Below are 26,377 nucleotides of genomic sequence, written 5' to 3'. Positions count from 1 at the left end.
ATTTCCGCCATCCTGCACGAGCATTCCGATACGCTTCGATGCCACAATAAAACTACCTGTTTCAAACGTAAAATTTCACCATTCAAAAAACGCGAAACAAGGTGCTCAAACTTTGCGTGAAGCGGTTGCGTCTTGCCCGGACTGCTCATATGTTCGATCTCTGTTTTTACTCATCTCGGACGTATACAAAGAACATGGCCCAGGAACATCAGACCAAAGTCCTCATCATTGGCTCCGGCCCTGCCGGGTACACCGCAGCGATCTATGCCGCGCGCGCGAACCTTGAACCTATGATGGTGATGGGTCTTCAGCCGGGTGGCCAGTTGACGATCACAACTGATGTCGAAAACTATCCGGGCTTCGCGGATGTCATTCAGGGTCCGTGGCTGATGGATCAGATGAAGGCACAGGCCGAACATGTCGGCACCAAAATGGTCCACGACCTGATCACCGAAGTCGATTTCTCCAAACGTCCGTTCGTCTGCAAGGGCGACTCCGGCGACACCTATATCGCAGACACGGTCATCATCTCGACCGGCGCACAGGCACGCTGGCTTGGCCTTCCGGGTGAAGAGAAATTCAACGGCCGTGGCGTTTCGGCCTGTGCGACTTGTGATGGTTTCTTCTATCGCAATAAGCCGGTCACGGTTGTCGGTGGTGGCAACACCGCGGTTGAAGAAGCCCTTTATCTTGCCGGTATCTGCTCCAAGGTCACCCTGATCCACCGTCGCGATGAACTGCGTGCGGAAAAAATGCTCCAGGACCGTTTGCTGAAGCACGAAAAGATCGAGGTCGTCTGGGACAGCGTGGTTGAAGACATTCTCGGCGGCGATGGTCCGATGGACGGTGTTGAAGGTGTGCGCGTTCGCAATGTCAAAACCGATGCGCTGCTTGATATCCCGGCCGACGGTTTCTTTGTTGCCATCGGCCATGATCCGGCAACGGCTGTGTTCAAAGGCCAGGTCAACATGGATGACGAGAACTATATCCTCGTCAAACCGGGCAGCACGGTGACCAATATCGAAGGCGTCTTTGCCGCAGGCGACGTTACCGACAAGGTCTATCGTCAGGCGGTGACTGCTGCTGGTATGGGCTGCATGGCCGCCCTCGAGGCAGAAAAGTTCATCGCAGAGCAAGAAGCCTGATCTTCTGGCGTAAATGAGCTTAAAGACCAAAGGGGACGCATCTGGCGTCCCCTTTTTTAATCGTTTCAAACGGCCGCGATCCGGCCAATTGACTGACATTGCGTCGAAAACCGCACCCCGCCATGGACTTCGCAGGAAAATGTCTTCTTGCAGAAAATGTCACAGGCCTCATATTGATTGAATAATCATGCACTTGGTCAAAGCTTGTGATGCACTTAATAGTGTGGAAACCAAATTGGCCATAAAAGAAGAGAACAATTATCAGGGGTCCTGCGCATCGACCGTGCGCTGGCACATCTAGGAGCAGGTCTATGGACTGGGACAAGCTGCGTGTTTTTCACGCTGTTGCCGAAGCCGGGAGCTTCACCCACGCAGGGGAAAACCTTAATCTGAGCCAGTCGGCCGTCAGCCGACAGATCAGCGCACTCGAAGAAAGCGTGAAAGTCCCGCTTTTCCATCGCCATGCGCGTGGCCTGATCCTGACAGAACAGGGCGAGCTGCTGTATCGCACCGCACATGATGTTTTTGCCAAGCTTTCCATGGCAGAAGCCCGCATTCGCGAATCAAAGGAACGGCCAAGCGGTCCGCTCAAGGTCACGACAACCGTTGCCTTCGGTTCGACCTGGCTAACGCCGCGCATCAACGAGTTCCTTGAACGGTATCCGGAAATCGAACTGTCGCTGGTGCTCAATGACGAGGAACTCGACCTTGCCATGCGCGAGGCCGATGTAGCCATCCGCATGCAGCCTCCCCGTCAGGCCGACCTTGTCCAGCGCCAGCTCATGACGCTGCGCTATCACGTGTTTGCATCGCCGGAATACATCAAGCAACACGGCATGCCCAAAACACCAGAAGAGCTCAAGGACCATCGCCTGATCATCTATGGCGCGGATGCCCGTCCGCCGGTTTCCAACGTCAACTGGATGATGGCAACCGCACAGCAGTTCAAACCAGACATGCGCCCGATCCTGAAGCTCAACAATATCTATGGCATTTTCCGCGCCACCGAGTCCGGCCTTGGTATTTCGGCACTGCCCGATTACTTGCTGCCAACCAACAGCAATCTGGTCCGCATTTTGCCGGAACTCGAAGGGCCAAGCTTCGATGCCTATTTCGTCTATCCGGAAGAACTGCGGCACTCCAAACGTATCGCCGTATTCCGTGACTTCCTGATTGAGGAAATTTCAAAGGTCAAGGCAAAGGCCGCGGCAGCCGCCAGCGCAAGCGCCACGACCGAGAAATAGAATCCCGGACATCATTATCCGATTCTGCAACAGCCCGGCCCTGCCGGGCTGTTGGCGTTTATGGGGTGTTTTGCCAATAACGGGGCACATCAAATATCAGTCGTGCCATAATGTCTTAAAATTGCTGACATTTTATTGTCATGCGCCTGACGCATGGTTGACTTGTAGTCATTCTATTTTTGGTCCACCCAAGGATCACTTATATTCATATCATAAGTTGTGAGCATCCGCACAAAGCGAGCTTGCTCCGGCTTCTTGATCTTTGGACGATCCGTCCGCCGGAACGATATCCGGCCTGGAATCTTCAAGAGATTCCCTGCGTCTCCCAGACGTAAGCCTCCCTGTTGATCTTGCCGGTAGCTCCCCCGCTACCGGCTTTTTTTTGTGCCCCTGCACAATGAATTATCCCCGCAAACAGTGATCTAGCCAGAAAACCGTCGAAACGACCTCGTAAAAATATATAAATATCAATTACTTAATACCGTTCTAAACGCTTCCATATATTTATGCAGAAAATGCATGGCTGAAAAAGCAATTTGGCAGTGGTCATTATCGTCAAAAACGCTATCTTCTCCCTCGAACCGCAGCGGAACACTCCGCACCGCGGTACAGAGTTTTCTCCCTGACCGATTATGTCGGTCTTTAGCCGGACGCCCTGTCCGGCTTACCCAGGGCCCTGCGAAGGGTCCTACGTCTCCCAGACGTGAAGCCTCCCTGATAAACTTGCCGGGCACATTTGTTGCCCGGCTTTTTTTTTGCTTTATCGGCTTCCTCGCCTTCTCCCCATTGCGCCCGCTCGCACGCAGCTGTGATCAGCCGTCACCCGATCTCGACTTGGCAAGTGCCGCCCTTGGTTTCACTATGGGCAATCAATGTGTCCAATAGGGACACCCATCTGCATGATCGGGACATCGGCTCCATGAAAAGCACGCTGAGCGCCTTCCTGTTTGGCAAGAATGCCAACAGTCACTTGCCAGAGCGCGTCCAGAGCGCAATCGAAAAGCAACAATATGAAAGCGAAAAGCTGATCGGCTGGGTTCAGCTGTTGCTGGTCACGATCTTTGCAAGCCTCTATGCCATCTCCCCCAAAACCGTGATGTCCGATGGCATCCATCCTGTGCCGTGGGCATTGGGCCTTTATTATCTGTTTACCCTCAAACGCCTTGCCCTGACCTATCGCAACAACCTCTCGACCTGGTTCCTCACTGCATCAGTGATCGCCGATATCGGTCTTCTGATGGTCCTGATCTGGAGCTTCCATATCCAGTACATGCAGCCAGCAAGCTTCTATCTCAAAGCACCGACCGTGCTCTATGTCTTCATCTTCATTGCGTTGCGCAGCCTGCGCTTTGATCCGCGCTATATCCTGATAGCTGGCGGGACAGCGGCGGCAGGCTGGATCATTCTGACTGGCTATGTCATCTGGTCGGAGGGCGGCAAAAGCATGATCACGCGTGATTATGTGACCTACCTGACCTCAAACTCGATCCTCATCGGGGCTGAAATTGACAAGATTATCGCAATCTTGCTGGTTACAGCTGTTCTGACGGTCGCCGTGATGCGGGCCAAAAGATCGTTTATCCGGGCTGTCACTGATGAAATTGCCGCGCGCGACCTGTCGCGCTTTGTGTCGCCCGAAATTGCCGACCGCATCACCCATGCCGAACAACAGATCCGGCCGGGTGACGGTGAAGCAGTCAACGCGACCGTAATGTTCACCGACATCGAAGGATTTTCATCAATCGCCGAAAAGCTCGCGCCAAAAGAACTGGCCACCATGCTCAATGAATATTTCACCGAAACCAACGCGGTAATTTCGCATTTCGGCGGGGTCATCACCCAGTTTGAAGGCGATGCGATGCTGATCACCTTTAACGCCGTGACCCCCGATACCGATCATGCACTCAATGCCGTGCGCACCGCCCTTGCCATTCAGGAACTCGCCAATCGGCGCATTTATTCTCATGGCGGGCAATTGAAAACCCGCTGCGGGATCAATTCAGGTGAAATTGTTCTGGGTGCGGTCGGCTCCGAAAGCCGCCTGACCTTTACGGTGCATGGTGACAACGTCAATATCGCATCCCGGCTTGAGGCACTGAACAAGGAATTTGGCACCTATATCCTTGCAACAGAGGATACAGTGCGCGCCTGTGGCAACCACGACGATATTCCGGCATGGACCCCGCGCGGTGATGTCACTGTGCGGGGTCGGGAAAACCCGACAAAGATCTTCTCGCTCTCACCGATCAAAATCACCGGTCACACCCCGGCACAAGACACAGCCCACCAGACGGTATCACGCGCCTGAAAATCGTGACCAACGGCACGCCCCGGACAAATTAAAAGCCCGGGGAGCTGTAAGCTCGCCCGGGCTTTGGGGACAGATGGTCTTGGGAGACCTGTCAGATGCGCTGCCTTGCCCGTGGGGTGCATGACGCCTTGGGGGATAAGGGCGTCCGTTCCGGGCCTCGATGCGCCGTGAGGGAGGGGCACGGCATCGAAGTTTTCGCATCCGACAGTTAGGAATATGCCTTTGAAATGCGGCTCAAAATACGGTGTCTGATGACCATTTGGGGGCAAATTGGGGCAATTGTGGCGGCGCTGATATAGGGTGATCTTGCTGCCCCGCCATCCGGACAAAAAAGTGGGGCGGGATAAAACCCGCCCCAATTTATTCGGGGTCATTCATGGTCTTGGGGAGACCAAGTCAGCCGGGGTATTTCAGGTGGGGGAACAACCTGAAACCATCTGGGCCAGTATCGTGAGGGGGGACAGAGACTGCTGACCACGTCCTCGACTGACAGTTGTGAATATGCCCGGAAATCAAGGCGGGAAAACAGGTCACATTGGGCCATTTCAGGGCGAATTGTGTTCCAATAAAGGCACCTGAAACGCAACCTGTTGAATTCATTGAGTCCGGCAAATGCCACCTCGGCCCAAAACGTCTTAAATTCCTTTTTTTGACCCAGATGTCTACGACGCACCAACGACCGGATTCAGCCATATCAAAGGCCCACTGAAATATCCCTACTTCAGTAATAGAATTGCCCTATCGCAAACAATTAGACAATCAATTGGTGTAATTAACAGCAGTCATTCATACTGCCTTCAACACGAAAAAGCACAAAGCCCGCTTGGATTGAAAGCGGCGAAAGGAGATAAACATGCAGATCGATATCGGCATCAATGAATCCAACCGCACCGCTATCGCCGACGGACTTGGCCGCGTTCTGGCCGACAGCTATGCGCTATACCTGAAAACGCACAATTTCCACTGGAACGTAACGGGTCCGATGTTCCAGACCCTGCACACCATGTTCGAAGAGCAGTACACCGAACTGGCGACCGCGATTGACGAAGTTGCGGAACGCATCCGTTCGCTGGGCGCCTATGCCCCGGCCAGCTTCTCGGCCTACGGCGAACTTACCGCGATCAAGGAAGAAAAAGGTGTGCCCGTCGCCAAGGACATGATTGCGCAACTGGTCGAAGGCCATGAAACCGTGATCAAGACCGCGCGTTCGCTCTATCCGATTTGCGATAGCTCGGACGATGACGCCACCGCAGACCTTCTGACCGCCCGCATTCAGGTCCATGAAAAAACCGCCTGGATGCTGCGTTCCCTGCTTGAAGGCTAAGCACCAACTTTTCGCGTCCCCAACGCAAAACGGCCCGGAACATTCCGGACCGTTTTTATATATGTGCGTCACAAGAACACCACACCCTTGCGACGCACGATGCCTGTGACCGGGAAAGGAGCAACCCGATCAGCGGGCTGAAAGCTACTTACTGGCTATGCTTGGCAATCGCCGCACGTGCGGCCGCGACAATGGCGGCACCATCAACACCTTTGTCGTTCATTTCCGCGATCCAGCGATCAATCACTTCGTCGGCCTTTGCGGCGAACTTTGCGGTTTCATCGGCTGAAAGCGTCACCAGCTCGCCCGATTTGGCGAAAATCTCTTCACCGCGGGGTTCAATTGCGTCCCATGCCTCGCCAATTTCGCGCGCAATGTTCTGGCCAGAGTTATCATCAATGACCTTTTTCAGATCATCTGGCAGGGCTTCATAGCGATCCTTATTCATCGCAAACATGAAGACCAGCGTGCCAAACCGGACACCCTGATCCCCCTCGATGGCATACTGGGTCATATCCGGGATCTTGAACGGAATGGCGACCTCGTGCGGGATCAGCGCACCGTCAACAACCCCAAGCGACAAGGCCTGCGGCAAATCAGGAACCGGCATACTGACCGGCTGTGCGCCCCAACTTTCGAGCATCCAGGCGCCGGTACGCGACGGTGCCCGCAGTTTCATGCCTTCGACATCAGCAAGGCTTTCGATCTTTTTCTCGGTGGTGAAAATCGCCTGTCCGGTATGGACATGGATCAGCAAAGGCTTGATATCGTCGAAATCCTGCGACAGGTGCTCTTCATAGATATCCTGAATGGCCATGTTGGTTATGGCCGCACTGCCGGTATGAACAAATGGCAGCTCAAACACTTCACTGCGCGGATAGACACCCGGCGTATAGCCAAGTGCACTCCAACCCAGATCAACCGCGCCATCACGGATATGACTGTAAAGCTCGGTCGGTTTGCCACCCAGCGCCATCGCCGGGTAAATCTCGATCTTGATGCGACCGTCAGATTGTTCCTCGATCCGCTGGGCCCATGGCTCAAGGAATTTGGCCTGTGCCGTTGCCTTGGGCCCCAGCACATGTTCCAAAACGAAGGTAAATTCCGGTTCGGCCTGCGCAGAAAGCGCGCTTGCCAAACAGCCAGCAGCAACTGCTGCCGATACAAACAGGCGTTTTAACATTTTCAACCTCAGACGTTTTCCCTGAAAATGCGCTCAGCACCCCCGCCCGCTTGGCACGGTTTTGGCGCGGTGTTTCACAGCACTGAGCGTCTCTCTCTTTTGGTAGCGTTCTTTGACCGGTTCGGATCCGGCTTTGTCTTTTTATGCGTTGGTTATTCCGCCGCAGCAGCAAGTGCCCGATCAATCAGACGGCGCGCACGCACACCGCCCGCATCAATATTGAAGTTCAAAAGCTTGCGTTCCGGATGGCGCAGCATGTTGGCCTGCTGACCTTCAACCACTTCAAGATCCTCATAGAACACCTTGGCCTGCGCATCTTTGATGTTTTGGGTCAAGCCGTTATCATCGATGTCAAAGTTGCGCACCATGCCCCAGTAATAGCGGCACGTGGTTTCTGTTTCCGGCGTCATGCAGTTCACGACAATGCCGGTCACACCTTTGGATCGGTCGCCCTGTTGCGCACCGGTCCCGGCAAGCGCAACGCCGACATCAATCATCACATTGGATGGCAGGGTAAAGGTACAGATCTGCCAGCGGTCGCAGACTTCCTTGGATTTCAGGTTATTGGCCCAGAACGGCGGCGGCACGATGTTTTCCATCCAGCGTTCGACCGTGACACTTTCGTCATCGGACCGTGTCTGCGGCAGGCTCTCGGTGATTTCAAGCTGACCGATGCTGGACGGATGCACATAGGTCTCGTGGCTCAGATCCATCAGGTTATCGACCAAAAGCTCGTACCCGCATTTCACATCATAGGTCCCGCCGTCAAAGACCCAGCCTTCTTCGGATGCATGCGGGATGTCGGGCACAAGCGCCTCGTCGGCCTTTTCCTTGTCGCCGATCCAGACCCAGACAAAGCGGTCCTTCTCGACCACCGGATAGGCGCGCACACAGGCCTCGGGGTGGATGCTTTGCTGGTTGGGCATATGTACGCATGCACCATCACCATCAAATTCCAACCCGTGATAGCCGCACACAAGACGATCGCCTTCGACATAACCCTGGCTCAGCGGCAGAAGGCGATGCGGGCAGCTGTCTTCAAGTGCGACCAGTGACCGGTCGGCACGGCGATACAAAACGACATTTTCATTGCAGATCGTGCGCGCGACGGGGGTGCGACCAATTTCGCCATCCCAGCCTGCGACGTACCAGAAGTTACGCAGGAACATGTTTCTCTCCCTTGGCGCAAGGCCAATCAAGGTTGCTTGCAGGTGGAATTTTTACCACCAAGATTTCTTGTTATGCTTCTAAGCGTAATCAAATTGGATCCAATTTGGCAAGATGCTTTTTAAACAATTCGATCTGAACTATGATCGCCCGGCAGTCACAAAAACGGAAACCGGCATGAGCAAACACGGCCAGCGCGTCCTGATCACCTTGCGGAAAATGATCGCCAACGGGGAACTCCCACCGGGCGAACGGGTTGCAGAAATCCCGATTGCTGAACGGCTTGGCGTATCGCGCACACCGGTCCGAATTGCCTTTCGGACACTAGAACAGGAAGGCCTGCTGCGCAAAGGGGATCGTCGCGGCTACACCGTGCGCGCCATCACCCCGACCGAAATTGCCGACGCCATCGAAGTGCGCGGTGTACTCGAAGGACTTGCCGCCCGCCTTGCCAGCGAGCGCGGCATTTCCCTTCCGGCGCGCAGCCATTTGATTGAATGTCTGTCCACGGGTGATGCCTTGTTTTCCAAGGGTTTCCTGACCGATGAAGACATGGAAATCTATCACGATTTCAACATGCGCTTTCACAACACCATCATCGAGGCCAGCCGCAACATCGCCATCGAAGATGCTCTGTCGCGCAATGATCACCTGCCGTTTGCATCCGTGTCCTCCATCGCCTTTAATCGCGATGACATGACCGGCGAATTCCGCCGATTCAATTTCAGCCACATGCAACATCACATCATTTTCGATGCCATCGATAATGGCCAGGGCGCGCGCGCCGAAGCCCTGATGCGTGAACATGCCAATGCGGCACTGCGCTATACGCAAATCCTTGGTCCGACACAGGATATGCCCGACAACTTCACCGTCATCGAACGCGAAGATACCGCATAATTCGCCCCGCCTTATATTTTCCGGCCCCATCAGGTTTGACAAAATTGGATCCAATTGATCTAATCTGGATCCAGTCAAGCCCACAGACAAACACACCCGGAGAAAATCCGGGGGCCTGGGAAGGAAAATCGCCATGCCTGAAGTTACCGTTCAACAGGTCCATGACCTGACCGACCGCATACGTGGTTTTGATCTTGTTGCCGCCAATGGCACAAGCCTGCCGCCTGCCGAACCGGGCGCGCATATTAAACTCACCGTCACCGACACAGCCGGCCAGTCTGTTAAGCGGTCCTATTCGATCATCAATCCGGGGGAGCCTGATCTCTATCGGATCGCCGTGCTGGGCGAAGAAGGCGGCGAAGGCGGGTCCATGTATATGCATCAAAAGGTCAATACCGGCGATGCCCTTGAAATCGACCTGCCGCAAAATGACTTCCCGCTTGTTGAGAGTGCGGCCAAAACCATCCTGATTGCCGGCGGCATTGGCATCACGCCAATCCTTGCCATGGCGACCGCGCTTCAACAGGCAGGCAAGGACTTTGTCCTGCATTATGCCTGCCGCAACCACACCGACATGGCCCTGATGACCGAGGCCCTTGATGCCGCCAACGGGCGATGCGCGCTTTATTTCGACGGTGGCGATGCGTCACGCAGCATGTCGCTTGCCAGCATCCTTGGCACGGCAGAAGCCGGCAAACACGTTTATGTCTGCGGCCCGGGCGGCCTGATCGATGCCGTGCTTGATACCGCACGCCGCAATCGCTGGGCGTCGGAGAATGTGCATTATGAACGCTTTACCACGCCTGCCGCACAGCTTGATGACACCAGCTTCGAAGTTCATCTGGCGCAAAGCGGCCAGACCTTCGAAGTCCCGGTTGGCAAATCTGTCCTCGATGTCCTGATCGATGAAGGCATCGATCCGCTTTACGACTGCAAAAAGGGCAATTGCGGGATCTGTACGTCGGTTGTGATTTCGCATGATGGCGATCTGTCGCATCGCGACGCCTATCTCAGCGACAGCCAAAAAGCCCAGAACGATCAGATGTGTATTTGCGTCTCCCGCATGCAAAGCAGCGGTTGCCTGACGCTGGATCTCTAAACAAAAACGGCCCGGAAGTTCCGGGCCGCTTTCTTGTTCAGTCAGCTTCTTCAGGCAAAAAGCGGATCAATCAACCGGGCCGCTGCCAGGATCGCCTGATCATGACCGTGTGGCGCCCCGATCATAAGGGCGGCTGGTGCAACCTCACCTTTGATCTGAACGGGCATCGAAAGCGCACAGGCATCGACAAGGTTCAGATAACCGGTATTACGCAGCATCAGGGCATTCAGGTTGTCAAAGTCGGCTTCGACCTCGGCAATCTTGGGTGCCATGCGCGGCAAGGTCGGCGCGATCATGACGTCAACATCCGCCATCGCCGCCCCGAACATCGATACAATATCGGTCCGCTTGGCATAGGCGTCGATCACTTCATCACTTGATAGCGTATCGGCAAACTTCATCCGCGACAAAACGCGCGGATCGCCCACGGTTGCAAGCTTTGCGAAATCCTTGGCATAGATCCGGTGCGCTTCAAACGACACCAGCATCTTATTGAGGATCGCGTTCTGGGCGATGAAAGCAAAATCAATCTCAATCAGTTCATGCCCGGCCTCTTTCAGCTTTGCACAGATCATCGCAAAGTCTGCCTTCACCCGGTCATCGAGCCCATCAACAAACGCGTTCATCGGCACGCCAATGCGAAGCGTCTTTTTCCCATCTTCCGGCGGTGTCACGGTGATGTCTGTCAGGACTTCAAACGCACGAATGGCGGTTTCAAGATCTCCTGCCAACGGCCCCGGCGTATCAAAACTTTTGGCCAACGGATGAATGCCCGCCCCCGGCACCAAAAGGCGGCTTGGCTTGATGCCATAAAGCCCGTTGACCGCCGATGGAATTCGGATTGATCCGCCCGTATCCGTGCCAAGCGCCAGATCCACAATCCCGTGCGCCACGGTCAAACCACCGCCCGAGGTTGAACCACCCGGAATGCCATCAGGGTCAAAGATGTTACCCGGCGTGCCGTAATGCGGATTAAGCCCGACACCGGAATAGGCAAATTCACTCAGCGTCGTACGGCCAAACGGAATGGCCCCGGCGGCCTTGATCCGACGCACGCATTCGCTGTCGGCCTCGGCCGGTACGCGCCCCTTCAAAAGTTCGGATGCCGCCGTGGTGGCAATGCCCGCCTCGTCATACAGATCCTTGACCGATACCAGCATCCCGGCAAGTGCTGCACCGGGATTTTGCGCGCAATATTGCTCCGCCTCGGCAGCAGCCTTTAAAATCCGCTCAGAATCAAACTCGGTAAAGATCTTGTCCTTAAGCTCGCCAAGTTGATTGACCTTGTCGATTGCCGCTTTTGCCTTGTCGATCATTGCACCCATCTGGCACCCCGATTTGTTGTTTTGTCGCGATCCGACGGCCCCATTCGATCCGCGCCGCGCATTTGTGTTTGACTGTCATAGGATGGCACCCGTGCCTGATCAAGGATCAGATCGGCAATTTCGCCCGTACAAAACGGGTAGTAACCGGAAATGATCAGGGTTTCACCCGCTGATCACCGAGCCGTGACTTGCCCAAAGCCGGTTTTCAAAGGACATTTAGAAAACCCGCGCAATTGGAGGACGAAATGCTGATACGCCGCAAAAAGGGTTGGGAAATTCCTGAACGAGACGCAACGCCGGAATCGATCTATAAAAACCGCCGTCAATTCCTTAAGGGGATCGCCGCCGGATCGATTGGCGCAACAGCATCAAGTCTCCCGCTTGGCAGCGCGCTCGCACAGGGATCCGGCTCCACCGCCGATCTTTATCCGGTGGATCGCAACCCGGCCTACACGGTCGAACGCGAAATGACCGAAAAGTCCAAGGCGCTGACCTATAACAACTTCTATGAATTCGGATCGCACAAATCGATCTCGCAGGCTGCCCAGGCCATGCGCATCCGACCCTGGACCGTGGTGATCGACGGGCTGGTTGAAAAACCGATTGAGATCGATTTCGAAGAACTTGTCCGCAAGATGCCACTCGAAGAGCGCGTCTATCGCTTCCGCTGTGTCGAAGCCTGGGCGATGACCGTGCCCTGGTCCGGTTTCCCGATGAAGGCACTGGTTGATTTCGCCAAGCCCCTGTCGGGTGCGAAATATGTCGAAATGGAAACCGCCAGCCAAAAGGACACCATGCCGGGCCTGCGTCAGTTCTGGTATCCGTGGCCCTATATCGAAGGTCTCACGATGGCCGAGGCCACCAATGAACTGACCATGATTGCCACGGGCATTTACGGCGAAGAACTGCCCAAGCAAAACGGCGCACCGCTGCGTCTGGTGACACCGTGGAAATACGGTTTTAAAAACATCAAATCTATTGTGCGCTTCACCTTCACCGACACGCGCCCGAAAAGCTTCTGGGAAGACATCAACGCCGATGAATATGGCTTCTGGGCCAACGTAAATCCTGAAGTCCCGCATCCGCGCTGGTCGCAGGCCTATGAACGGCTGCTTAATAACGGCGAAAGCGTCCCCACCCGGATCTATAACGGCTATGGCGATTTTGTTGCCGATATCTACAAGGGCATGGAAAACGAACGGCTGTTTATGTGACCCGCACGCCCGTAGCGCCCAAACGCAAAAGCCGGTGTTTTACGACACCGGCTTTTTTCTTGGCGATTCTGTTGGCCATCGGACACGTTACGAATCCGTATTCGCGTACCGGCCATAAATTTCCTCAAAGGTGCCGTCCTGGCGCATATCGATCAGGTGTTTTTCAAGTACGGTAAAGCTGCCATCGGTGAAAAAGTCCGACTGGCGCGATAGCGCAATGAAAGATGGCTTTCCCTGTAACAGCAAATCAGATCGTTTGATCCGAAACGGCCCGAACTTGCGGATATGAGCAACGGCAAGAAGCTCCGGTGCGATCAGTGCATCAATCCGGCCAAGATCAAGCATTCGAAATAGCGTCTCGTAATCCGCTGCTTCGACAAACCGGATATAGGGCGCCTCACTAAACTGCCAGCCATAACTGGCCCCGCGCAGCACCCCGGTCAGTTTGTGTTCAAGATCCTCGATCTCGATCACATTGGCATCCAGTGCGCCGGTATAAATCACCTTCGGCTCGCTCGGCAGGGCTGCGCCGAAATAATACATGTATTGCAGACGATCATCGGTGCGATTGGGACCAAGCATCAAATCCGCCTGCCCGCTCTCCATCAGGTGCAGGGCACGTTTGAACGGCACCACCTGAAACACAAGATCAATCCCCGCACGTCGGGCGGCTTCGCGCACGACATCAACATAGATGCCGCTATAGACCGGCTCATCGGTTGTTTCGGTCACAATACGATAAGGCGGGGCATCATTGATCGCGACGATCAATGTACGTGCGGCAACCTCGTTGCCAAACCAGCCTGCCCCAAGCAGGAACGCCGTGAAGACCAAACTCCAGGCTTTCAAACGCCGCATCAAGTCTTCTCCATAGCGATCACACAGCAATCTGTGTTGCTGTTGTTATATGTGATCACGACAAATATTCTCAACGGCGAATGCAACCTGTATTTGTAATTTTCTAAATATCCTAAGCCCCTTTTCTACGGCGCCCTTTGTATTTCGGTTTATTGGCCGATTTTGACCCGGGGCCAACAGTGCCAATGGTGCGCGCCATCGGCCCGGCCTCAGCCAGCCCAAGTTCCTGATCCTCAAGGCGTTTGATCTCGTCACGCAGACGGGCTGCTTCCTCGAACTCAAGGTTCCCGGCAGCATCGCGCATGCGTTTTTCAAGGTCTTCGATATGGGCACGCAGGTTATGGCCGACCATGATGTCGCCCGACACCCCGGTATCAACCGTGACGTAATCCTGTTCGGCGACACTTTCGAGGACGTCATTAATCCGCGACCGCACGGTTTCCGGCGTAATGCCATGTTCCTTGTTATAGGCCATCTGCTTTTCACGCCGGCGGTTGGTTTCGCCAATCGCGTATTCAAGGCTGTCGGTCATTTTGTCTGCATAAAGCAGCACGCGACCTTCAACGTTACGCGCCGCGCGGCCAATCGTCTGAACCAGCGATGTCTTGGAGCGCAGGAACCCTTCCTTATCCGCATCCAAAATCGCGACCAGCGCACATTCCGGGATATCCAGACCTTCGCGCAGAAGGTTAATCCCGACCAGCACATCAAACACGCCAAGCCGCAAATCACGGATGATCTCGATGCGCTCCAGCGTATCAATATCCGAATGCAGATAACGTACACGTACACCGTGCTCATGCAGGTATTCGGTCAAATCCTCTGCCATGCGTTTGGTCAGGGTGGTGACCAGAACACGCTGTCCCTTGGCGGCACATTGCTTGGCCTCGCCCAGTAGATCATCAACCTGGGTTTCCACCGGGCGCACGATACAGACCGGGTCAATTAGACCCGTCGGGCGAATAACCTGTTCGGCAAACACACCACCCGTGCGTTCCATTTCCCAGTTGCCGGGCGTTGCGGAAACAAACACGCTTTGCGGGCGCATTGCTTCCCATTCCTCAAACTTCAGCGGCCGGTTATCGACACAACTTGGCAGGCGGAAGCCATGCTCGGCCAGGGTAAATTTGCGATTATAGTCCCCGCGATACATGCCACCAATCTGCGGCACAGCCACGTGGCTTTCATCGACAAACAGCAATGCATTTTCCGGCAAATATTCAAACAGGGTCGGCGGCGGCTCCCCCGGATTACGGCCCGACAGCCAGCGGGAATAGTTTTCAATCCCCTTGCAGTGGCCGACCGTTTCCATCATTTCCAGATCAAAGGTCGTGCGTTGTTCGATCCGCTCGGCCGCAAGCAACTTGCCCTCGGCCTGGAACTGCGCCAGACGGTCTTTAAGCTCCTGCTTGATGCCGGCCATCGCCTGCACCAGCGTCGGGCGCGGGGTGACATGGTGCGAATTTGCATAAACCGTGACCGAGTCCATGCTGGCGAACTTGTGCCCGGTCAGCGGATCAAATTCGGCCAGTTCCTCGACCTCGTCGCCAAACATCGACACGCGCCATGCCCGGTCCTCGGCGTGGGCCGGGAAGATTTCCAAAACATCGCCGCGCACCCGGAAAGTGCCGCGCGAAAAGGCCGCATCATTACGGGTATATTGCAACTCCACCAGACGCTTCATGATGTCGTTGCGATCAACCTCGTCCCCGACCGAGATACGCTGGGTCATCTCAAGATAGGTTTCCACCGCCCCGATACCGTAAATGCACGACACCGATGCCACGATGATACAGTCGTTGCGCTCAAGGATCGCACGCGTGGCTGCGTGGCGCATCCGGTCGATCTGCTCGTTAATCGAACTGTCTTTTTCGATATAGGTATCGGATCGCGGGATATAGGCTTCGGGCTGGTAATAGTCGTAATAGGAAACAAAATACTCGACCGCATTATCCGGGAAGAAATACTTCATTTCCGCATAAAGCTGGGCGGCCAGCGTTTTGTTGGGCGCCAGAACAAGCGCGGGTCGCTGCGTCTTGGCGATGATGTTTGCCATCGTAAACGTCTTGCCCGACCCGGTCACGCCCAGCAGAACCTGATCGCGCTCGCCCTCACCGATACCGGCCATCAGCTCGGCAATTGCTTGCGGCTGATCACCGGCGGGCTCGTATTCGGTCACCAGTTTGAATTCCCGTGATCCTTCAACAGGCGGGCGACGTTTGGTCAAAAATTCCGGTAGCGCATTCATCGGGCAGATCCCTTTTCATTCCAACCCTAGTTATAGGTCAGATACGCCTGACCGCAAGCCCCCGCCCTGACAGTTCCTGTCAGGAAGTGTCAGGAGACGTCAGGATGTAAATCCGGGAACAACGGGTGTTTTGGCACGTTTGCAAAACAGTTCTTTCCGCTCGGACTTCTGAAAGGCTGCAAAATTGGATAAAATCATCCCAAAGAACCCGCAGAAGGGCCTAAACAGCCTTGAATTGGAATTAAGGCAGGCGTAGGGTCCGAACCGAAAGAACACGATTCTTTTCACTTCTCATAAATTCCAGGGAAACAGACCAATGGCGTTCATTGCCGACCGTTTGAGCCGTATCAAACCCTCTCCCACCATTGCTGTCACCACCAAGGCTGCCGAACTTAAGGCTGCTGGCGTTGATGTGATCGGACTTGGCGCAGGTGAGCCGGATTTCGATACCCCCGACAATATCAAAGAAGCTGCCAAAGCGGCAATTGACGCTGGCAAGACCAAATACACTCCGGTCGCCGGCACGCCGGAGCTTCGCAAGGCGATTGTCGAAAAGTTCAAGCGTGAAAACGATCTGGAATACACCATCGACGAAATCACCGTCGGTTGCGGTGGCAAGCAGACCCTGTTCAACGCGTTCTTCGCGACCCTGAACCCGGGCGACGAAGTCGTCATTCCGGCACCATACTGGGTATCTTACCCGGACATGGCGCTGATGGCCGAAGGCACCCCGGTCATTGTTGAATGCCAGGAAGAAAACGACTTCAAAATCACCGCTGCCGAACTCGAAGCCGCGATCACGCCGAAAACCAAATGGGTTGTTCTGAACTCGCCGTCGAACCCGACCGGTGCGGCCTATTCGCGCGCCGAACTGCGTGCGCTTGCCGACGTGCTTCTGAAACATGAAAACGTCTACATCATGTCTGACGACATGTATGAGCACCTTGTCTATGACGGTTTCGAATTCACCACCATCGCCCAGGTCGAGCCAAAGCTGAAAGACCGCACGCTGACCTGTAACGGCGTGTCGAAATCCTATGCCATGACCGGCTGGCGCCTTGGTTATGCTGCAGGCCCGGTCGAGCTGATCAAGGCGATCAACAAGGTTCAGTCGCAGTCCAGCACCCATACCTCGTCGATCAGCCAGGCGGCTTCGGTCGAGGCGCTCAACGGTACGCAGGATTTCCTGGCCGAACGCGCAGAAGTGTTCAAAAAGCGTCGTGACCTTGTTGTTGCCGCGCTCAACGAATGCGAAGGCCTGTCATGCAAGACGCCTGAAGGCGCGTTTTATGTCTATCCGTCCTGCGCGGGCGCAATTGGCAAAACCACCCCGGATGGCAAGAAAATCGAAACCGATACCGACTTCGTCACCTACCTGCTTGAGGCAGAAGGCGTCGCGGCGGTTCAGGGTTCGGCATTCGGTCTGGCACCGTATTTCCGCATTTCCTATGCGACCTCGGACGATGCCCTGATCGAAGCTTGCAAACGCATCAAACGTGCGTGCGCAGCCCTGAAATAAGGTCTGCTGCCCCGATCTTCGGGATTAAATCGTATCAAACAGGGTCCGGTACTTGCCGGGCCCTGTTTTTTTGGTCATGATCACAATTAAATAATTGCGCACCGAATTACCGATAAATCATCCGAACCACGCCCCAACAAAGATTGCCCTCACATGAAGATCGAAAATTTCTATGCCACCGTGAACGGTATCAGCTTGTCATGCCAGCGGATCATCCCCGAGGATGTCCGACCTGATGCGCCAACCATCCTGATGCTGCACGAAGCCCTTGGCACGATCCGCATGTGGCGCGATTTCCCGGCCAAGCTGGCGACCGCGACCCGCCACCCGGTGGTTGTCTATGAACGGCGCGGGCATGGCAAATCCGACCCGCACGCTGTTGGTGATATCCCGCGCGCGATTGATTTCCACAACACCGAAAGTGATGTCTATCTGCATGGCCTGATCACCGAACTGGGCCTCGCCAAACCGATCCTGTTTGGTCATAGCGACGGGGCAACCATCGCGCTTAAATACGCTGCGCGCTTCCCGGATAACGTCACCGCGGTAATTTCCGAGGCCGCCCACGTTTTTGTCGAGGATGTCACGGTTGCCGGCATCACAGAGGCGGCCAAAATCTATGCCCAGACCGACTGGAAAACCAAACTGCAACGCCACCACTTCGCCCAGACCGACGATGTCTTCCGCGCCTGGGTCGATACCTGGCGCCAGCCTGAATTCCGTGACTGGAACATGGTCGATGAGCTTGCCAGCATCACCTGCCCGCTTCTGGTCATTCAGGGCGATGACGACCAGTTCGGCAGCGATGAACAGGTCCACACCATCTGCGCACATACCGGCGGCCCGGTGACCAAAATGCTGATCAAGGATTGCGGCCACATCCCGCATTTCGATCAACCCGATCAGGTGGTCAAAGCCAGCCTCAACCATCTTGGCATTACAGAACCCGCATCAGCTTAACGGATGCCCCGACAAATCGACGCAAAACAAAAGCCCCGGCACCATAAGGTGACCGGGGCTTTCTGCCGGGCGATTGCCCGAATATTTTAGGCTTATTCGGCCAATGCGTCTTCCGCGTCAATAACGACGGCAACCGCATGGATAACCGATGCGATGCGGATGGCGTTCTGGATGGTTTCCTTTTTAACGCCAGCGTTCTTCAGCACCTTGTCGTGGCTGTCGATGCACATGCCGCAACCATTGATCGCCGAAACCGCGATCGAAAACAGTTCGAAGTCGGCCTTATCAATGCCCGGCTTGCCGATGATGTTCATGCGCAGGCGGGCCGGCATGGTGCTGTATTCTTCATCCGATACCAGGTGGTTGAACCGGTAATAGATGTTGTTCATGCCCATGATGGCAGCCGCACCCTTGGCAGCTTCAATCGCCTCAGGCGTCAGTTTTTCCTTTGCTTCTGCGGCAACGGCCTTGGTCAGTTTGGCGTTGCGCGATGCAAAGGCACACGCAAGGGCGGTGCCATAAACCTGCTGGTCGGTCATGCCCGGATTGTTGGCCATGCTCGAAAGGTTCAGCTTAAGGTCCTTGGCATAGGCCGGCATGGAGTCCTTGATTTCAACGATCGACGTCATGGAAAAAATCCTCTGAAGCTGTCTGAAACGATAAACGCGTAATTCAATAACGAATGGGGGGGATCGTCAGCCGTGGCAGTGCCGCACTTGGTCGGGCGCACAATGCGCAAGTCGGCAAACGTCACAGGCTGAAAGGCGGGACCGGGCCAAGGCCCGATCCCATAGACTAGGTCCGGACTGGACTTACAGGGTTTCGTCGCCCTGGTTCCAGTTGCAGGGGCAAAGTTCGTCGGTCTGCAGGGCGTCGAGAATACGAAGCGCTTCCTGCGGGTTACGACCAACGTTCAGGTCGTTGACCTGTACGTGACGGATGATGTTGTCCGGGTCGATGATGAAGGTCGCGCGGAGCGCAACACCGGCGTCTTTCGCCAGAACACCAAGGGCGGTCGAGAGTTCTTTTTTCTCGTCAGCCAGCCATACGAACGGGCTGTCGCCCAGGTCTTCGTGGTGGGTACGCCATGCAGCGTGCACGAAGTCGGTGTCGGTCGAGCAACCCAGAAGAACCGCGTCACGGTCTTCGAAGTCACCATTCAGTTCGCCGTAACCAACGATCTCGGTCGGGCAAACAAAGGTGAAGTCTTTCGGCCAGAAGAACAGGATCTTCCATTTGCCTTCATAGGACTTGTCGGTAACCGGTGCGAAGCTGTCCGGGGTTTTGCCCGAAACGCCGGTAAGATTGAATTCTGGAAGCGTATCACCAACGGTAAGCATTATGGTTACTCCTAACCCAGTTTGTAAAAACAATGAGCGGCCCCCGACAGGCCGCAAAAACTTTTGTGTGCAGTTGCAAAAAATGCACTGCTTGCTAGCGATTTGTAGAGAAATGCATTACCTAAGACAAATAGATAAAACTTGGATTCTTGATAGGAAAAATTTATGGCTGCCCAACCAAGCATCAAGCAGCTCAAATACCTTGTTGCGCTGTCCGAAACCGGACATTTTGGCCGCGCTGCAGAGACTTGCTTCATTACGCAGCCAAGTTTGTCGGCTGCGATAAGCGAGCTTGAGAACCTTCTGGGCGCCCAACTGGTCGAACGCAACAAGCGTCAGGTCCTGATGACTCCACTCGGTGAAGAGGTCGTCTCGCGGGCGCGAAATATCCTTCAGGAAGTCGATGAATTAACCACCATGGCGCAGGCCGCCTCCGACCCGCTTTCGGGCCCGATCCATATCGGTGTGATTCCGACCATCGGCCCCTATCTGTTGCCCGATGTGATGGCCGCACTCAAGGCGGGCTTCCCGAAATTGCAGCCGCTTTTGCGCGAAGACCAAACCGCCAAGCTGGTGGAACTTCTGATGGCCGGCAAACTCGACCTTGCCCTGATCGCGCTTCCGATTGATGAAAACTGGCTTGAAGAGTTCGAACTGTTCGAGGATCGCTTTGTCTTTGCCTGTGCGCCGAACAATCCGCTGACGCACAAAAAGTATCTCGAAATCAGCGACATCAAGGATGAAAAGCTTCTGCTGCTTGAAGACGGCCACTGTCTGCGCGATCAGGCGCTTGAAGTCTGTCAGAAGGCGGGCTGGAACAAGTCGGCTGATTTCCAGGCCAACAGTCTGTCGACACTGGTTCAGATGGTCGGGGCCGGTATCGGTGCCACACTGTTGCCGGAAATGTCGCTTGAAGTCGAAGCCCGTCGGCCGGATCTGCTTAAAATCGTACCGTTTGAAAATCCGGTGCCGATCCGGCGCATCGGCATGGTCTGGCGCCGCAGTTCGGCCCGTAAGCTGGAATATCGCCAGCTGGCAGCCTACCTGCGCGATCGCCTTGCCCCGCGTGATCAGGCCGTCGTCGCCTGATCGGCAGCCCGTTGCCCGCCGTACCACTTAGGACACAGACAACAGACATAGCCAATGCTGCCGATCAAGGACAACAACCCGACCACCATCACGCCATGGGTCACCTACGCGATCATTGCGATCAATGTCGTGGTGTTTCTGGGTACCGTCACCCTTGATCCGCGCGCAGCCATCCTGGTGAACCTGCAATATGGTGCCATCCCGGCCGTGCTGTTTGGTCATGCCGAACTGCCACCGGGCTTTTCACCCTTCCCGGCCGGTTTCGGGTTCCTGTCGATCTTTTCGGCCATGTTCATGCATGGCGGCTGGATGCATCTGGGCGGCAATATGCTGTATCTCTGGATCTTCGGGAACAATGTCGAAGACGCGATGGGGCATTTCCGCTTTCTGATCTTTTATCTCGCCTGTGGTGTTGCCGCTGCCCTTGGGCACGGGTTGCTTGATACCCAGTCGGAAATCCCCATGATCGGGGCATCCGGTGCGTTGGCCGGGGTGCTGGGTGCCTATTTCCTGCTTTATCCCAAGGCCCGCGTGCTGGTCTGGTTCTTCTGGGTGTTTATCTTTTATGTTCCGGCCGTGGTCGTGCTTGGCTTCTGGTTTATCACTCAGGTGATCAATTTCGGCAGTGGTGCAGGTGGCGGCATTGCATGGGTTGCCCATATCGCGGGCTTTGTCGCAGGCGTGGCCCTGATCCCGCTCTTCAAGCACCGCAATGTGCCACTGTGGCATGATGGTTCCCCCGCACCAGCCTTTGGCATCTATCGTCCTGGTCGTAAAACGCGTGGCAGCACATCGAACATCCCGCCCTGGGCGGCTGCCTATGAGGCAGAGCGTGCCGCCAAACGTGCCAATATGCGCCGTGATCAGCGCGGACCTTGGGGAAAAGAGGGCGAGGAGCGCGATGCATCCCCGTGGGGCCGCTATCAGCCGAAATCGTCACCAAAACCAAAATCCAAACCATCGGTTGGCGTCCCGAAAGTTGTCCGCTTGCATCCGGACCGCAACAAGGACGATACTTAGGCCAAAGAAAAAATATCGTCCCAGGAGGATAGCTTCATGCGCGCAGCCTACTTCACCGACTATCAGGGCCCGATCGAGGTTCAGAATGTCGCCGACCCGACCCCGCAAAATGGCGGTGTGGTCATCAAGGTCGAGGCCACCGGCCTGTGTCGCAGTGACTGGCATGGCTGGATGGGCCATGATTCCGATGTGCAGGTCCCCCATGTGCCCGGCCATGAGTTTGCCGGTACCATCGTTGCAGTCGGCAAGGACATCAAACGCTGGCAGGAAGGTGATCGTGTCACCGTCCCGTTCGTATCGGGCTGCGGCCACTGCCCGGAATGCCATAGCGGCAATCATCAGGTCTGCGATCATCAATTCCAGCCGGGCTTTACCGGCTGGGGAAGCTTTGCCGAATATGTCGCGATTGATTACGCTGACACCAACCTTGTCCGCCTGCCCGATGAAATGGATTTCGCGACCGCCGCCAGCCTCGGCTGTCGCTTTGCCACCAGCTTCCGCGGCGTGATTGATCAGGGCAAGGTTTCTGCCGGTCAAATCGTTGCCGTCCATGGTGCGGGTGGTGTTGGTCTGTCGGCGATCATGATTGCTGCGGCCGCTGGTGCCTATGTCATCGCGGTCGATATTGATGATGCCAAGCTCGACTTCGCCAAGGAAATCGGCGCCAATGCGGTGTTAAATGCCCGCGCGATTGATGACATCCCGGCCGCGATCAAGGACATCACCCGGGGTGGTGCGCATGTGTCGGTCGATGCATTGGGAAGTGCTGTGACCTGCTTTAACTCGGTCGCATCCCTGCGCAAACGCGGCAAACATATTCAGATCGGCCTTATGACCGGTGATCATGCCCATGCCAGGGTGCCGATGGATCGCGTTGTTGCCCATGAACTTGAAATTCTGGGCAGCCACGGGATGCAGGCATTTCGCTATGACGCGATGCTCGACATGATCCTTGCTGGCAAGCTTGCGCCGCAAAAACTGATTGCCGATCGCGTCACCCTTGCCGAAGGCGCAACCGCACTGATGAATATGGACAGCTTCTCCTCGACCGGTGTCACCGTGATTGATCGGTTCTGATCCATGCTGGCCGGGATTGCCTTTCAGCCCAAAGACCCGATTGATGATCTTCTGGCCGGGATTGCCGACACCATGTTGGCAAACGGCAAGTCGGTTGCCGGATACGTTCAAAAACGCCGCAAGGATGCCGATTGCGGAACTCTGGTGCATGTCCGCAATCTGCGCAGTGGCGATGAAATGCCGATCACGAAAAATCGTGGCAAAATGGCCAAGGGTTGCAAGCTTGATGGCGATGCGCTTTCGACCTTGGCCGCCCAGCTTGCCCGCGATGTCGAAGCCGGATCTGAGATCCTGATCATTGCCCGATTTGGCCGAAGCGAGGCCGAGGGCCGCGGGCTGCGTGATGTGATTTCACGCGCGCTCGATCTGGAAATTCCGGTTCTGGTCGGGGTGCGCGATGAATATCGCGCTGCGTGGGAGGAATTCCATGGCGGCTATGCCGATGCGCTCGCCCTTAGCACCCAAGCCATCAAAAACTGGCTCTCGCAAACGCGCGCAGATACGGTGGCTGTCTGAGGTTAGCCGTTAGCTGCTCTGCCCGACATCGCAGGACATGCGGTTCTTGACCAGCACCTTCTCGGCAAAGCGTTCAAACCACGCCCCGAACGCTGCATCATATTTCGCCCGCCCGGCCCGCTGGGTATCGGGGCATTGGGCGTTCGGGCGGTCGGTCTTGTCGGCCGCATTCGAAAGCCAGCGTTCATGGGCTTCGTCGTCCACCTCCGGGTGGAACTGAATGCCCCAGATGCGCTCGTCAATGTGATAGGCCTGATGGGGGAATGTCGGGCCGGTCGCAATCAATTCCGCGCCGTCGGGAATGCCAAACCCTTCACTGTGCCAGTGATAAACCATCAGTTCATCGGGAAACAGGTGTTCGCCTGCTTCTGTCGCCTGCACCGGGTAATAGCCGATTTCGGTCATGCCTTCGGGATGGGGCACAACATCGGCACCAAGATGGCGCGCCATCATCTGTGCGCCAAGACAAATCCCCAGATACATCGCATCGCTGGCCACCACATGCGGCAACCAGTTCATGATCGCACGCACATTATCGAGATGATCGTCATTGGCACTCATCGGGCCGCCAAACACGACAACTAGATGATATTTGCCAAGATCAGTCGGAAGCGGGTCGCCTTCACCGGGACGGCGAATATCGAACTCAAACCCATAGCGGCGCATCACCGTTCCCAACCGCCCCGGCTGTCCGGTGGCAGAGTTGAAAACAAGCAAAATGCGGTTTTTCGGGCTCAGATCGTTCATGCGGTCCTCATTGCTGCATTAGCGAAGGTAGACTGCACCACGCCGTTTTGACAAGCCCTGCGTCACCAAAACAGCCCGACCAAAACAAAAGTCCACCGCGCAATTTACGGTGGCCTTTGGAATGTTTCCGAAAAAGCGGGTGCTTAGACGTTGAATTTGAAGTGGAAGATATCGCCGTCCTTGACGATATATGTCTTGCCTTCCTGACGCAGCTTGCCGGCATCGCGCGCACCCGCTTCACCGTTAAATTCGATGAAATCGTCATAGGCGATGGTTTCGGCCTTAATGAAGCCGCGCTCGAAATCGGTGTGAATGACACCCGCCGCGTTCGGGGCGGTCGCGCCCTTGAACACCGTCCATGCGCGCGCCTCTTTCGGACCGACCGTAAAGAAGGTCAGAAGATTAAGCAGCTTGTAGCCTTCGCGGATGATACGCGCGAGACCGGTTTCCGAAAGACCAAGACCTTCAAGGAACTCTTTCTTGTCTTCAGCACTGTCAAGCAGGGCAACTTCCGCCTCGATGGCAGCAGAAATCACCACCGAACGTGCACCCTGTGCTTCGGCCATGGCGGCAACCTTGGCCGAAAGTTCATTTCCTTCGGCCGCACTGTCTTCATCGACGTTGCAAACATAAAGGATCGGCTTGCTGGTCAGAAGTTGCAGCATACGGAACGCCTTGGCTTCGTCTTCGCCGTCAATCTCGACCACGCGGGCCGGTTTGCCTTCACGCAGCACTTCAAGCGCGCGCTCGATCAGATCCATCGCCAGCTTGGCGTCCTTGTCGTTCGAACGCGCCTTTTTCTGAAGACCCGGAATACGCTTTTCCAGGCTCTCCATGTCAGCCAGCATCAGTTCGGTTTCGATGGTTTCCGCATCACGGACCGGATCGACCGAGTTGTCGACATGGGTGATGTCGTCATCTTCAAAACAGCGCAGCACGTGAACGATGGCGTCGGTTTCACGAATGTTGGCAAGGAACTGGTTGCCAAGGCCCTCGCCCTTCGACGCACCACGGACCAGACCGGCAATATCGACAAATTCCAACTGGGTCGGAATGATGTTGGCCGAATTTGCGATCGCCGCGATCTTGTCGAGGCGCTCGTCCGGAACGCTGACACGACCGGTATTGGGCTCAATCGTGCAGAACGGGAAGTTTGCTGCCTCGGCTGCTGCCGTCTGGGTCAGGGCGTTAAAAAGGGTCGATTTACCAACGTTGGGCAGACCGACAATACCGCATTTGAATCCCATCTTTCCGGGCTCCGTCACTTGAATTTCTGTTTATCAGGATCGGTTTGCACATGCGCAAACCAGACTATTTCTTTTTGCCAAATGCCTTGGCAAGCGCTTCGGCCATGGCCGAGGCTGCATTACTTACCGGGGTATCGGCGCGCTCAAGCCGCACCTTTGCCGCCCCTGAAAGATCATTGATGCCTTCACCTGCCTGCGGCTCGGTTGATGCATCCTTGTTTTTCTCGCCCTTTTCGGCGGCCGGTTTGTCTTTTTTCGGCGCCTTTGGCTTGGGCGGTGAAACGATGGCGGAAACCTTGCTCATAAAGCCGCCATCATCGCCCTTGGTCAGGCGCCCGAATTCCGCGGCCACCGCATCCAGAAGCGTCATCAGCCAGCCATCCTGTTCGGCCTTGGAGAAATCCCCAAGCACATGACCATGCACGCGGGACTTTTCCCCCGGATGACCAATGCCCAAACGAACGCGGCGATATTCCTTGCCACAATGGGCGTCAATCGATCGCAAACCGTTATGGCCACCATGGCCGCCGCCGCGTTTGACGCGCAGCTTGCCCGGTGGCAGGTCCAGCTCATCATGCAGGACAATAACGTCTTCGACCGGAATCTTGTAAAAGCGCAGCACTTCGCCAACGCTTTGCCCCGAAAGGTTCATGAAGGTTTCCGGTTTCAGAACCAGAACCTTTTGGCCGCTCAATTCACCTTCGGAAATCTGGCCCTGGAACTTTTTGCGCCAGGGACCAAAAGAATAGCGGCGGACGAGTTCGTCCGCCGCCATGAAGCCAATGTTGTGACGATTGGCGGCATATCCCGATCCCGGGTTTCCCAATCCAACCACCAGAAACAT

The 26,377-nt window shown here is 55.5% G+C and carries 23 protein-coding genes; 13 read left to right on the top strand and 10 right to left on the bottom strand.

Features of this window, described 5'->3' with window-relative positions; genetic code table 11:
- Window positions 1-194: 194 nt before the first annotated feature.
- The 4 genes from trxB (at window position 195) to AUQ41_RS12705 (ending at window position 6,024) form a co-directional block, all read left to right on the top strand.
- Window positions 195-1,145 carry a thioredoxin-disulfide reductase gene (gene trxB, locus AUQ41_RS12720; protein WP_008889516.1) on the top strand — a complete coding sequence of 317 codons (951 nt, stop codon included), beginning with the start codon at window positions 195-197 and terminating at the stop codon, window positions 1,143-1,145.
- Between the two features lie 311 nt (window positions 1,146-1,456).
- Window positions 1,457-2,389 (top strand): LysR family transcriptional regulator, encoded by a 933-nt coding sequence (locus tag AUQ41_RS12715; protein WP_063088740.1) that lies wholly within the window; start codon window positions 1,457-1,459, stop codon window positions 2,387-2,389.
- A gap of 919 nt (window positions 2,390-3,308) precedes the next feature.
- Complete coding sequence (locus AUQ41_RS12710; protein ID WP_063088739.1) at window positions 3,309-4,697, top strand: adenylate/guanylate cyclase domain-containing protein; 1,389 nt, start codon at window positions 3,309-3,311, stop codon at window positions 4,695-4,697.
- 856 nt (window positions 4,698-5,553) lie between these two features.
- The gene (locus AUQ41_RS12705) at window positions 5,554-6,024 is read left to right on the top strand and encodes a Dps family protein (protein ID WP_063088738.1); all 471 of its coding nucleotides are present in this window, start codon (window positions 5,554-5,556) and stop codon (window positions 6,022-6,024) included.
- A 148-nt stretch (window positions 6,025-6,172) separates the two neighbouring features.
- Here AUQ41_RS12705 and AUQ41_RS12700 read toward each other — a convergent pair whose 3' ends face one another.
- Window positions 6,173-7,207 carry a TRAP transporter substrate-binding protein gene (locus tag AUQ41_RS12700; protein ID WP_063088737.1) on the bottom strand — a complete coding sequence of 345 codons (1,035 nt, stop codon included), beginning with the start codon at window positions 7,205-7,207 and terminating at the stop codon, window positions 6,173-6,175.
- A gap of 152 nt (window positions 7,208-7,359) precedes the next feature.
- The gene (locus AUQ41_RS12695; RefSeq protein ID WP_008889504.1) at window positions 7,360-8,376 is read right to left on the bottom strand and encodes an aromatic ring-hydroxylating dioxygenase subunit alpha; all 1,017 of its coding nucleotides are present in this window, start codon (window positions 8,374-8,376) and stop codon (window positions 7,360-7,362) included.
- Window positions 8,377-8,551: 175 nt separating this feature from the next.
- On the opposite strand from AUQ41_RS12695, the gene AUQ41_RS12690 reads away from it, so the two are divergent.
- Window positions 8,552-9,274, top strand: coding sequence for a GntR family transcriptional regulator (locus tag AUQ41_RS12690; RefSeq protein ID WP_040822962.1), 723 nt, complete (start codon window positions 8,552-8,554; stop codon window positions 9,272-9,274).
- 133 nt (window positions 9,275-9,407) lie between these two features.
- Window positions 9,408-10,373, top strand: a complete 966-nt coding sequence (locus tag AUQ41_RS12685; protein ID WP_063088736.1) for a PDR/VanB family oxidoreductase — start codon at window positions 9,408-9,410, stop codon at window positions 10,371-10,373.
- 50 nt (window positions 10,374-10,423) lie between these two features.
- Here the strand turns inward: AUQ41_RS12685 and AUQ41_RS12680 are convergent, their stop codons facing one another.
- Entirely contained in the window at window positions 10,424-11,698 is a 1,275-nt protein-coding gene (locus AUQ41_RS12680; protein WP_063088735.1) for an amidase, read from the bottom strand.
- Between the two features lie 245 nt (window positions 11,699-11,943).
- On the opposite strand from AUQ41_RS12680, the gene msrP reads away from it, so the two are divergent.
- The gene (gene msrP / locus AUQ41_RS12675; RefSeq protein ID WP_063088734.1) at window positions 11,944-12,912 is read left to right on the top strand and encodes a protein-methionine-sulfoxide reductase catalytic subunit MsrP; all 969 of its coding nucleotides are present in this window, start codon (window positions 11,944-11,946) and stop codon (window positions 12,910-12,912) included.
- A gap of 87 nt (window positions 12,913-12,999) precedes the next feature.
- On the opposite strand, the gene AUQ41_RS12670 is transcribed toward msrP, so the two are convergent.
- Both AUQ41_RS12670 and uvrB read right to left on the bottom strand, forming a co-directional pair.
- Window positions 13,000-13,770: an ABC transporter substrate-binding protein gene (locus AUQ41_RS12670; protein WP_063088733.1), complete on the bottom strand. Its 771-nt coding sequence runs from the start codon at window positions 13,768-13,770 to the stop codon at window positions 13,000-13,002.
- Between the two features lie 112 nt (window positions 13,771-13,882).
- Window positions 13,883-16,018, bottom strand: coding sequence for an excinuclease ABC subunit UvrB (gene uvrB / locus AUQ41_RS12665; protein WP_063088732.1), 2,136 nt, complete (start codon window positions 16,016-16,018; stop codon window positions 13,883-13,885).
- A 316-nt stretch (window positions 16,019-16,334) separates the two neighbouring features.
- On the opposite strand from uvrB, the gene AUQ41_RS12660 reads away from it, so the two are divergent.
- Entirely contained in the window at window positions 16,335-17,537 is a 1,203-nt protein-coding gene (locus AUQ41_RS12660; protein WP_008889491.1) for an aspartate transaminase, read from the top strand.
- 153 nt (window positions 17,538-17,690) lie between these two features.
- On the top strand, window positions 17,691-18,497 hold the full coding sequence (locus tag AUQ41_RS12655) for an alpha/beta fold hydrolase (protein ID WP_063088731.1): 807 nt from the start codon (window positions 17,691-17,693) through the stop codon (window positions 18,495-18,497).
- A 92-nt stretch (window positions 18,498-18,589) separates the two neighbouring features.
- On the opposite strand, the gene AUQ41_RS12650 is transcribed toward AUQ41_RS12655, so the two are convergent.
- The gene (locus tag AUQ41_RS12650) at window positions 18,590-19,126 is read right to left on the bottom strand and encodes a carboxymuconolactone decarboxylase family protein (protein ID WP_008889484.1); all 537 of its coding nucleotides are present in this window, start codon (window positions 19,124-19,126) and stop codon (window positions 18,590-18,592) included.
- Window positions 19,127-19,309: 183 nt separating this feature from the next.
- Window positions 19,310-19,837, bottom strand: a complete 528-nt coding sequence (locus AUQ41_RS12645; protein ID WP_008889483.1) for a peroxiredoxin — start codon at window positions 19,835-19,837, stop codon at window positions 19,310-19,312.
- A gap of 165 nt (window positions 19,838-20,002) precedes the next feature.
- On the opposite strand from AUQ41_RS12645, the gene AUQ41_RS12640 reads away from it, so the two are divergent.
- From AUQ41_RS12640 to AUQ41_RS12625, 4 genes are read left to right on the top strand one after another with little or no spacing between them, the layout of a single operon-like run.
- Entirely contained in the window at window positions 20,003-20,926 is a 924-nt protein-coding gene (locus AUQ41_RS12640; protein WP_063088730.1) for a LysR substrate-binding domain-containing protein, read from the top strand.
- 54 nt (window positions 20,927-20,980) lie between these two features.
- Window positions 20,981-21,946: a rhomboid family intramembrane serine protease gene (locus AUQ41_RS12635; protein ID WP_063088729.1), complete on the top strand. Its 966-nt coding sequence runs from the start codon at window positions 20,981-20,983 to the stop codon at window positions 21,944-21,946.
- A gap of 36 nt (window positions 21,947-21,982) precedes the next feature.
- Window positions 21,983-23,023 (top strand): zinc-dependent alcohol dehydrogenase family protein, encoded by a 1,041-nt coding sequence (locus AUQ41_RS12630; RefSeq protein WP_063088728.1) that lies wholly within the window; start codon window positions 21,983-21,985, stop codon window positions 23,021-23,023.
- Between the two features lie 3 nt (window positions 23,024-23,026).
- Complete coding sequence (locus tag AUQ41_RS12625) at window positions 23,027-23,539, top strand: DUF2478 domain-containing protein (protein ID WP_063088727.1); 513 nt, start codon at window positions 23,027-23,029, stop codon at window positions 23,537-23,539.
- A gap of 9 nt (window positions 23,540-23,548) precedes the next feature.
- Here the strand turns inward: AUQ41_RS12625 and AUQ41_RS12620 are convergent, their stop codons facing one another.
- The 3 genes from AUQ41_RS12620 to pth all read right to left on the bottom strand — a co-directional run bounded on the left by AUQ41_RS12620 (window position 23,549) and on the right by pth (window position 26,377).
- Window positions 23,549-24,286, bottom strand: coding sequence for a GMP synthase (locus tag AUQ41_RS12620; protein ID WP_063088726.1), 738 nt, complete (start codon window positions 24,284-24,286; stop codon window positions 23,549-23,551).
- A gap of 143 nt (window positions 24,287-24,429) precedes the next feature.
- On the bottom strand, window positions 24,430-25,533 hold the full coding sequence (ychF, locus tag AUQ41_RS12615) for a redox-regulated ATPase YchF (protein ID WP_063088725.1): 1,104 nt from the start codon (window positions 25,531-25,533) through the stop codon (window positions 24,430-24,432).
- A 64-nt stretch (window positions 25,534-25,597) separates the two neighbouring features.
- Entirely contained in the window at window positions 25,598-26,377 is a 780-nt protein-coding gene (gene pth, locus AUQ41_RS12610; RefSeq protein WP_063088724.1) for an aminoacyl-tRNA hydrolase, read from the bottom strand.

This window comes from Thalassospira sp. MCCC 1A02898 (assembly GCF_001618185.1).
Taxonomy (GTDB): Bacteria; Pseudomonadota; Alphaproteobacteria; order Rhodospirillales; family Thalassospiraceae; genus Thalassospira; species Thalassospira tepidiphila.
Note: the sequence above shows the minus strand (reverse complement) of the source record. Positions and strands in the feature narration are given on the sequence as shown.

Excerpts from the sequence above, each read along its gene's own strand:
- trxB (WP_008889516.1), top strand. The coding sequence starts at position 195 with ATGGCCCAGGAACATCAGACCAAAGTCCTCATCATTGGCTCCGGCCCT.
- AUQ41_RS12715 (WP_063088740.1), top strand. The coding sequence starts at position 1,457 with ATGGACTGGGACAAGCTGCGTGTTTTTCACGCTGTTGCCGAAGCCGGG.
- AUQ41_RS12710 (WP_063088739.1), top strand. The coding sequence starts at position 3,309 with ATGAAAAGCACGCTGAGCGCCTTCCTGTTTGGCAAGAATGCCAACAGT.
- AUQ41_RS12705 (WP_063088738.1), top strand. The coding sequence starts at position 5,554 with ATGCAGATCGATATCGGCATCAATGAATCCAACCGCACCGCTATCGCC.
- AUQ41_RS12700 (WP_063088737.1), bottom strand. The coding sequence starts at position 7,207 with ATGTTAAAACGCCTGTTTGTATCGGCAGCAGTTGCTGCTGGCTGTTTG.
- AUQ41_RS12695 (WP_008889504.1), bottom strand. The coding sequence starts at position 8,376 with ATGTTCCTGCGTAACTTCTGGTACGTCGCAGGCTGGGATGGCGAAATT.
- AUQ41_RS12690 (WP_040822962.1), top strand. The coding sequence starts at position 8,552 with ATGAGCAAACACGGCCAGCGCGTCCTGATCACCTTGCGGAAAATGATC.
- AUQ41_RS12685 (WP_063088736.1), top strand. The coding sequence starts at position 9,408 with ATGCCTGAAGTTACCGTTCAACAGGTCCATGACCTGACCGACCGCATA.
- AUQ41_RS12680 (WP_063088735.1), bottom strand. The coding sequence starts at position 11,698 with ATGGGTGCAATGATCGACAAGGCAAAAGCGGCAATCGACAAGGTCAAT.
- msrP (WP_063088734.1), top strand. The coding sequence starts at position 11,944 with ATGCTGATACGCCGCAAAAAGGGTTGGGAAATTCCTGAACGAGACGCA.
- AUQ41_RS12670 (WP_063088733.1), bottom strand. The coding sequence starts at position 13,770 with ATGCGGCGTTTGAAAGCCTGGAGTTTGGTCTTCACGGCGTTCCTGCTT.
- uvrB (WP_063088732.1), bottom strand. The coding sequence starts at position 16,018 with ATGAATGCGCTACCGGAATTTTTGACCAAACGTCGCCCGCCTGTTGAA.
- AUQ41_RS12660 (WP_008889491.1), top strand. The coding sequence starts at position 16,335 with ATGGCGTTCATTGCCGACCGTTTGAGCCGTATCAAACCCTCTCCCACC.
- AUQ41_RS12655 (WP_063088731.1), top strand. The coding sequence starts at position 17,691 with ATGAAGATCGAAAATTTCTATGCCACCGTGAACGGTATCAGCTTGTCA.
- AUQ41_RS12650 (WP_008889484.1), bottom strand. The coding sequence starts at position 19,126 with ATGACGTCGATCGTTGAAATCAAGGACTCCATGCCGGCCTATGCCAAG.
- AUQ41_RS12645 (WP_008889483.1), bottom strand. The coding sequence starts at position 19,837 with ATGCTTACCGTTGGTGATACGCTTCCAGAATTCAATCTTACCGGCGTT.
- AUQ41_RS12640 (WP_063088730.1), top strand. The coding sequence starts at position 20,003 with ATGGCTGCCCAACCAAGCATCAAGCAGCTCAAATACCTTGTTGCGCTG.
- AUQ41_RS12635 (WP_063088729.1), top strand. The coding sequence starts at position 20,981 with ATGCTGCCGATCAAGGACAACAACCCGACCACCATCACGCCATGGGTC.
- AUQ41_RS12630 (WP_063088728.1), top strand. The coding sequence starts at position 21,983 with ATGCGCGCAGCCTACTTCACCGACTATCAGGGCCCGATCGAGGTTCAG.
- AUQ41_RS12625 (WP_063088727.1), top strand. The coding sequence starts at position 23,027 with ATGCTGGCCGGGATTGCCTTTCAGCCCAAAGACCCGATTGATGATCTT.
- AUQ41_RS12620 (WP_063088726.1), bottom strand. The coding sequence starts at position 24,286 with ATGAACGATCTGAGCCCGAAAAACCGCATTTTGCTTGTTTTCAACTCT.
- ychF (WP_063088725.1), bottom strand. The coding sequence starts at position 25,533 with ATGGGATTCAAATGCGGTATTGTCGGTCTGCCCAACGTTGGTAAATCG.
- pth (WP_063088724.1), bottom strand. The coding sequence starts at position 26,377 with ATGTTTCTGGTGGTTGGATTGGGAAACCCGGGATCGGGATATGCCGCC.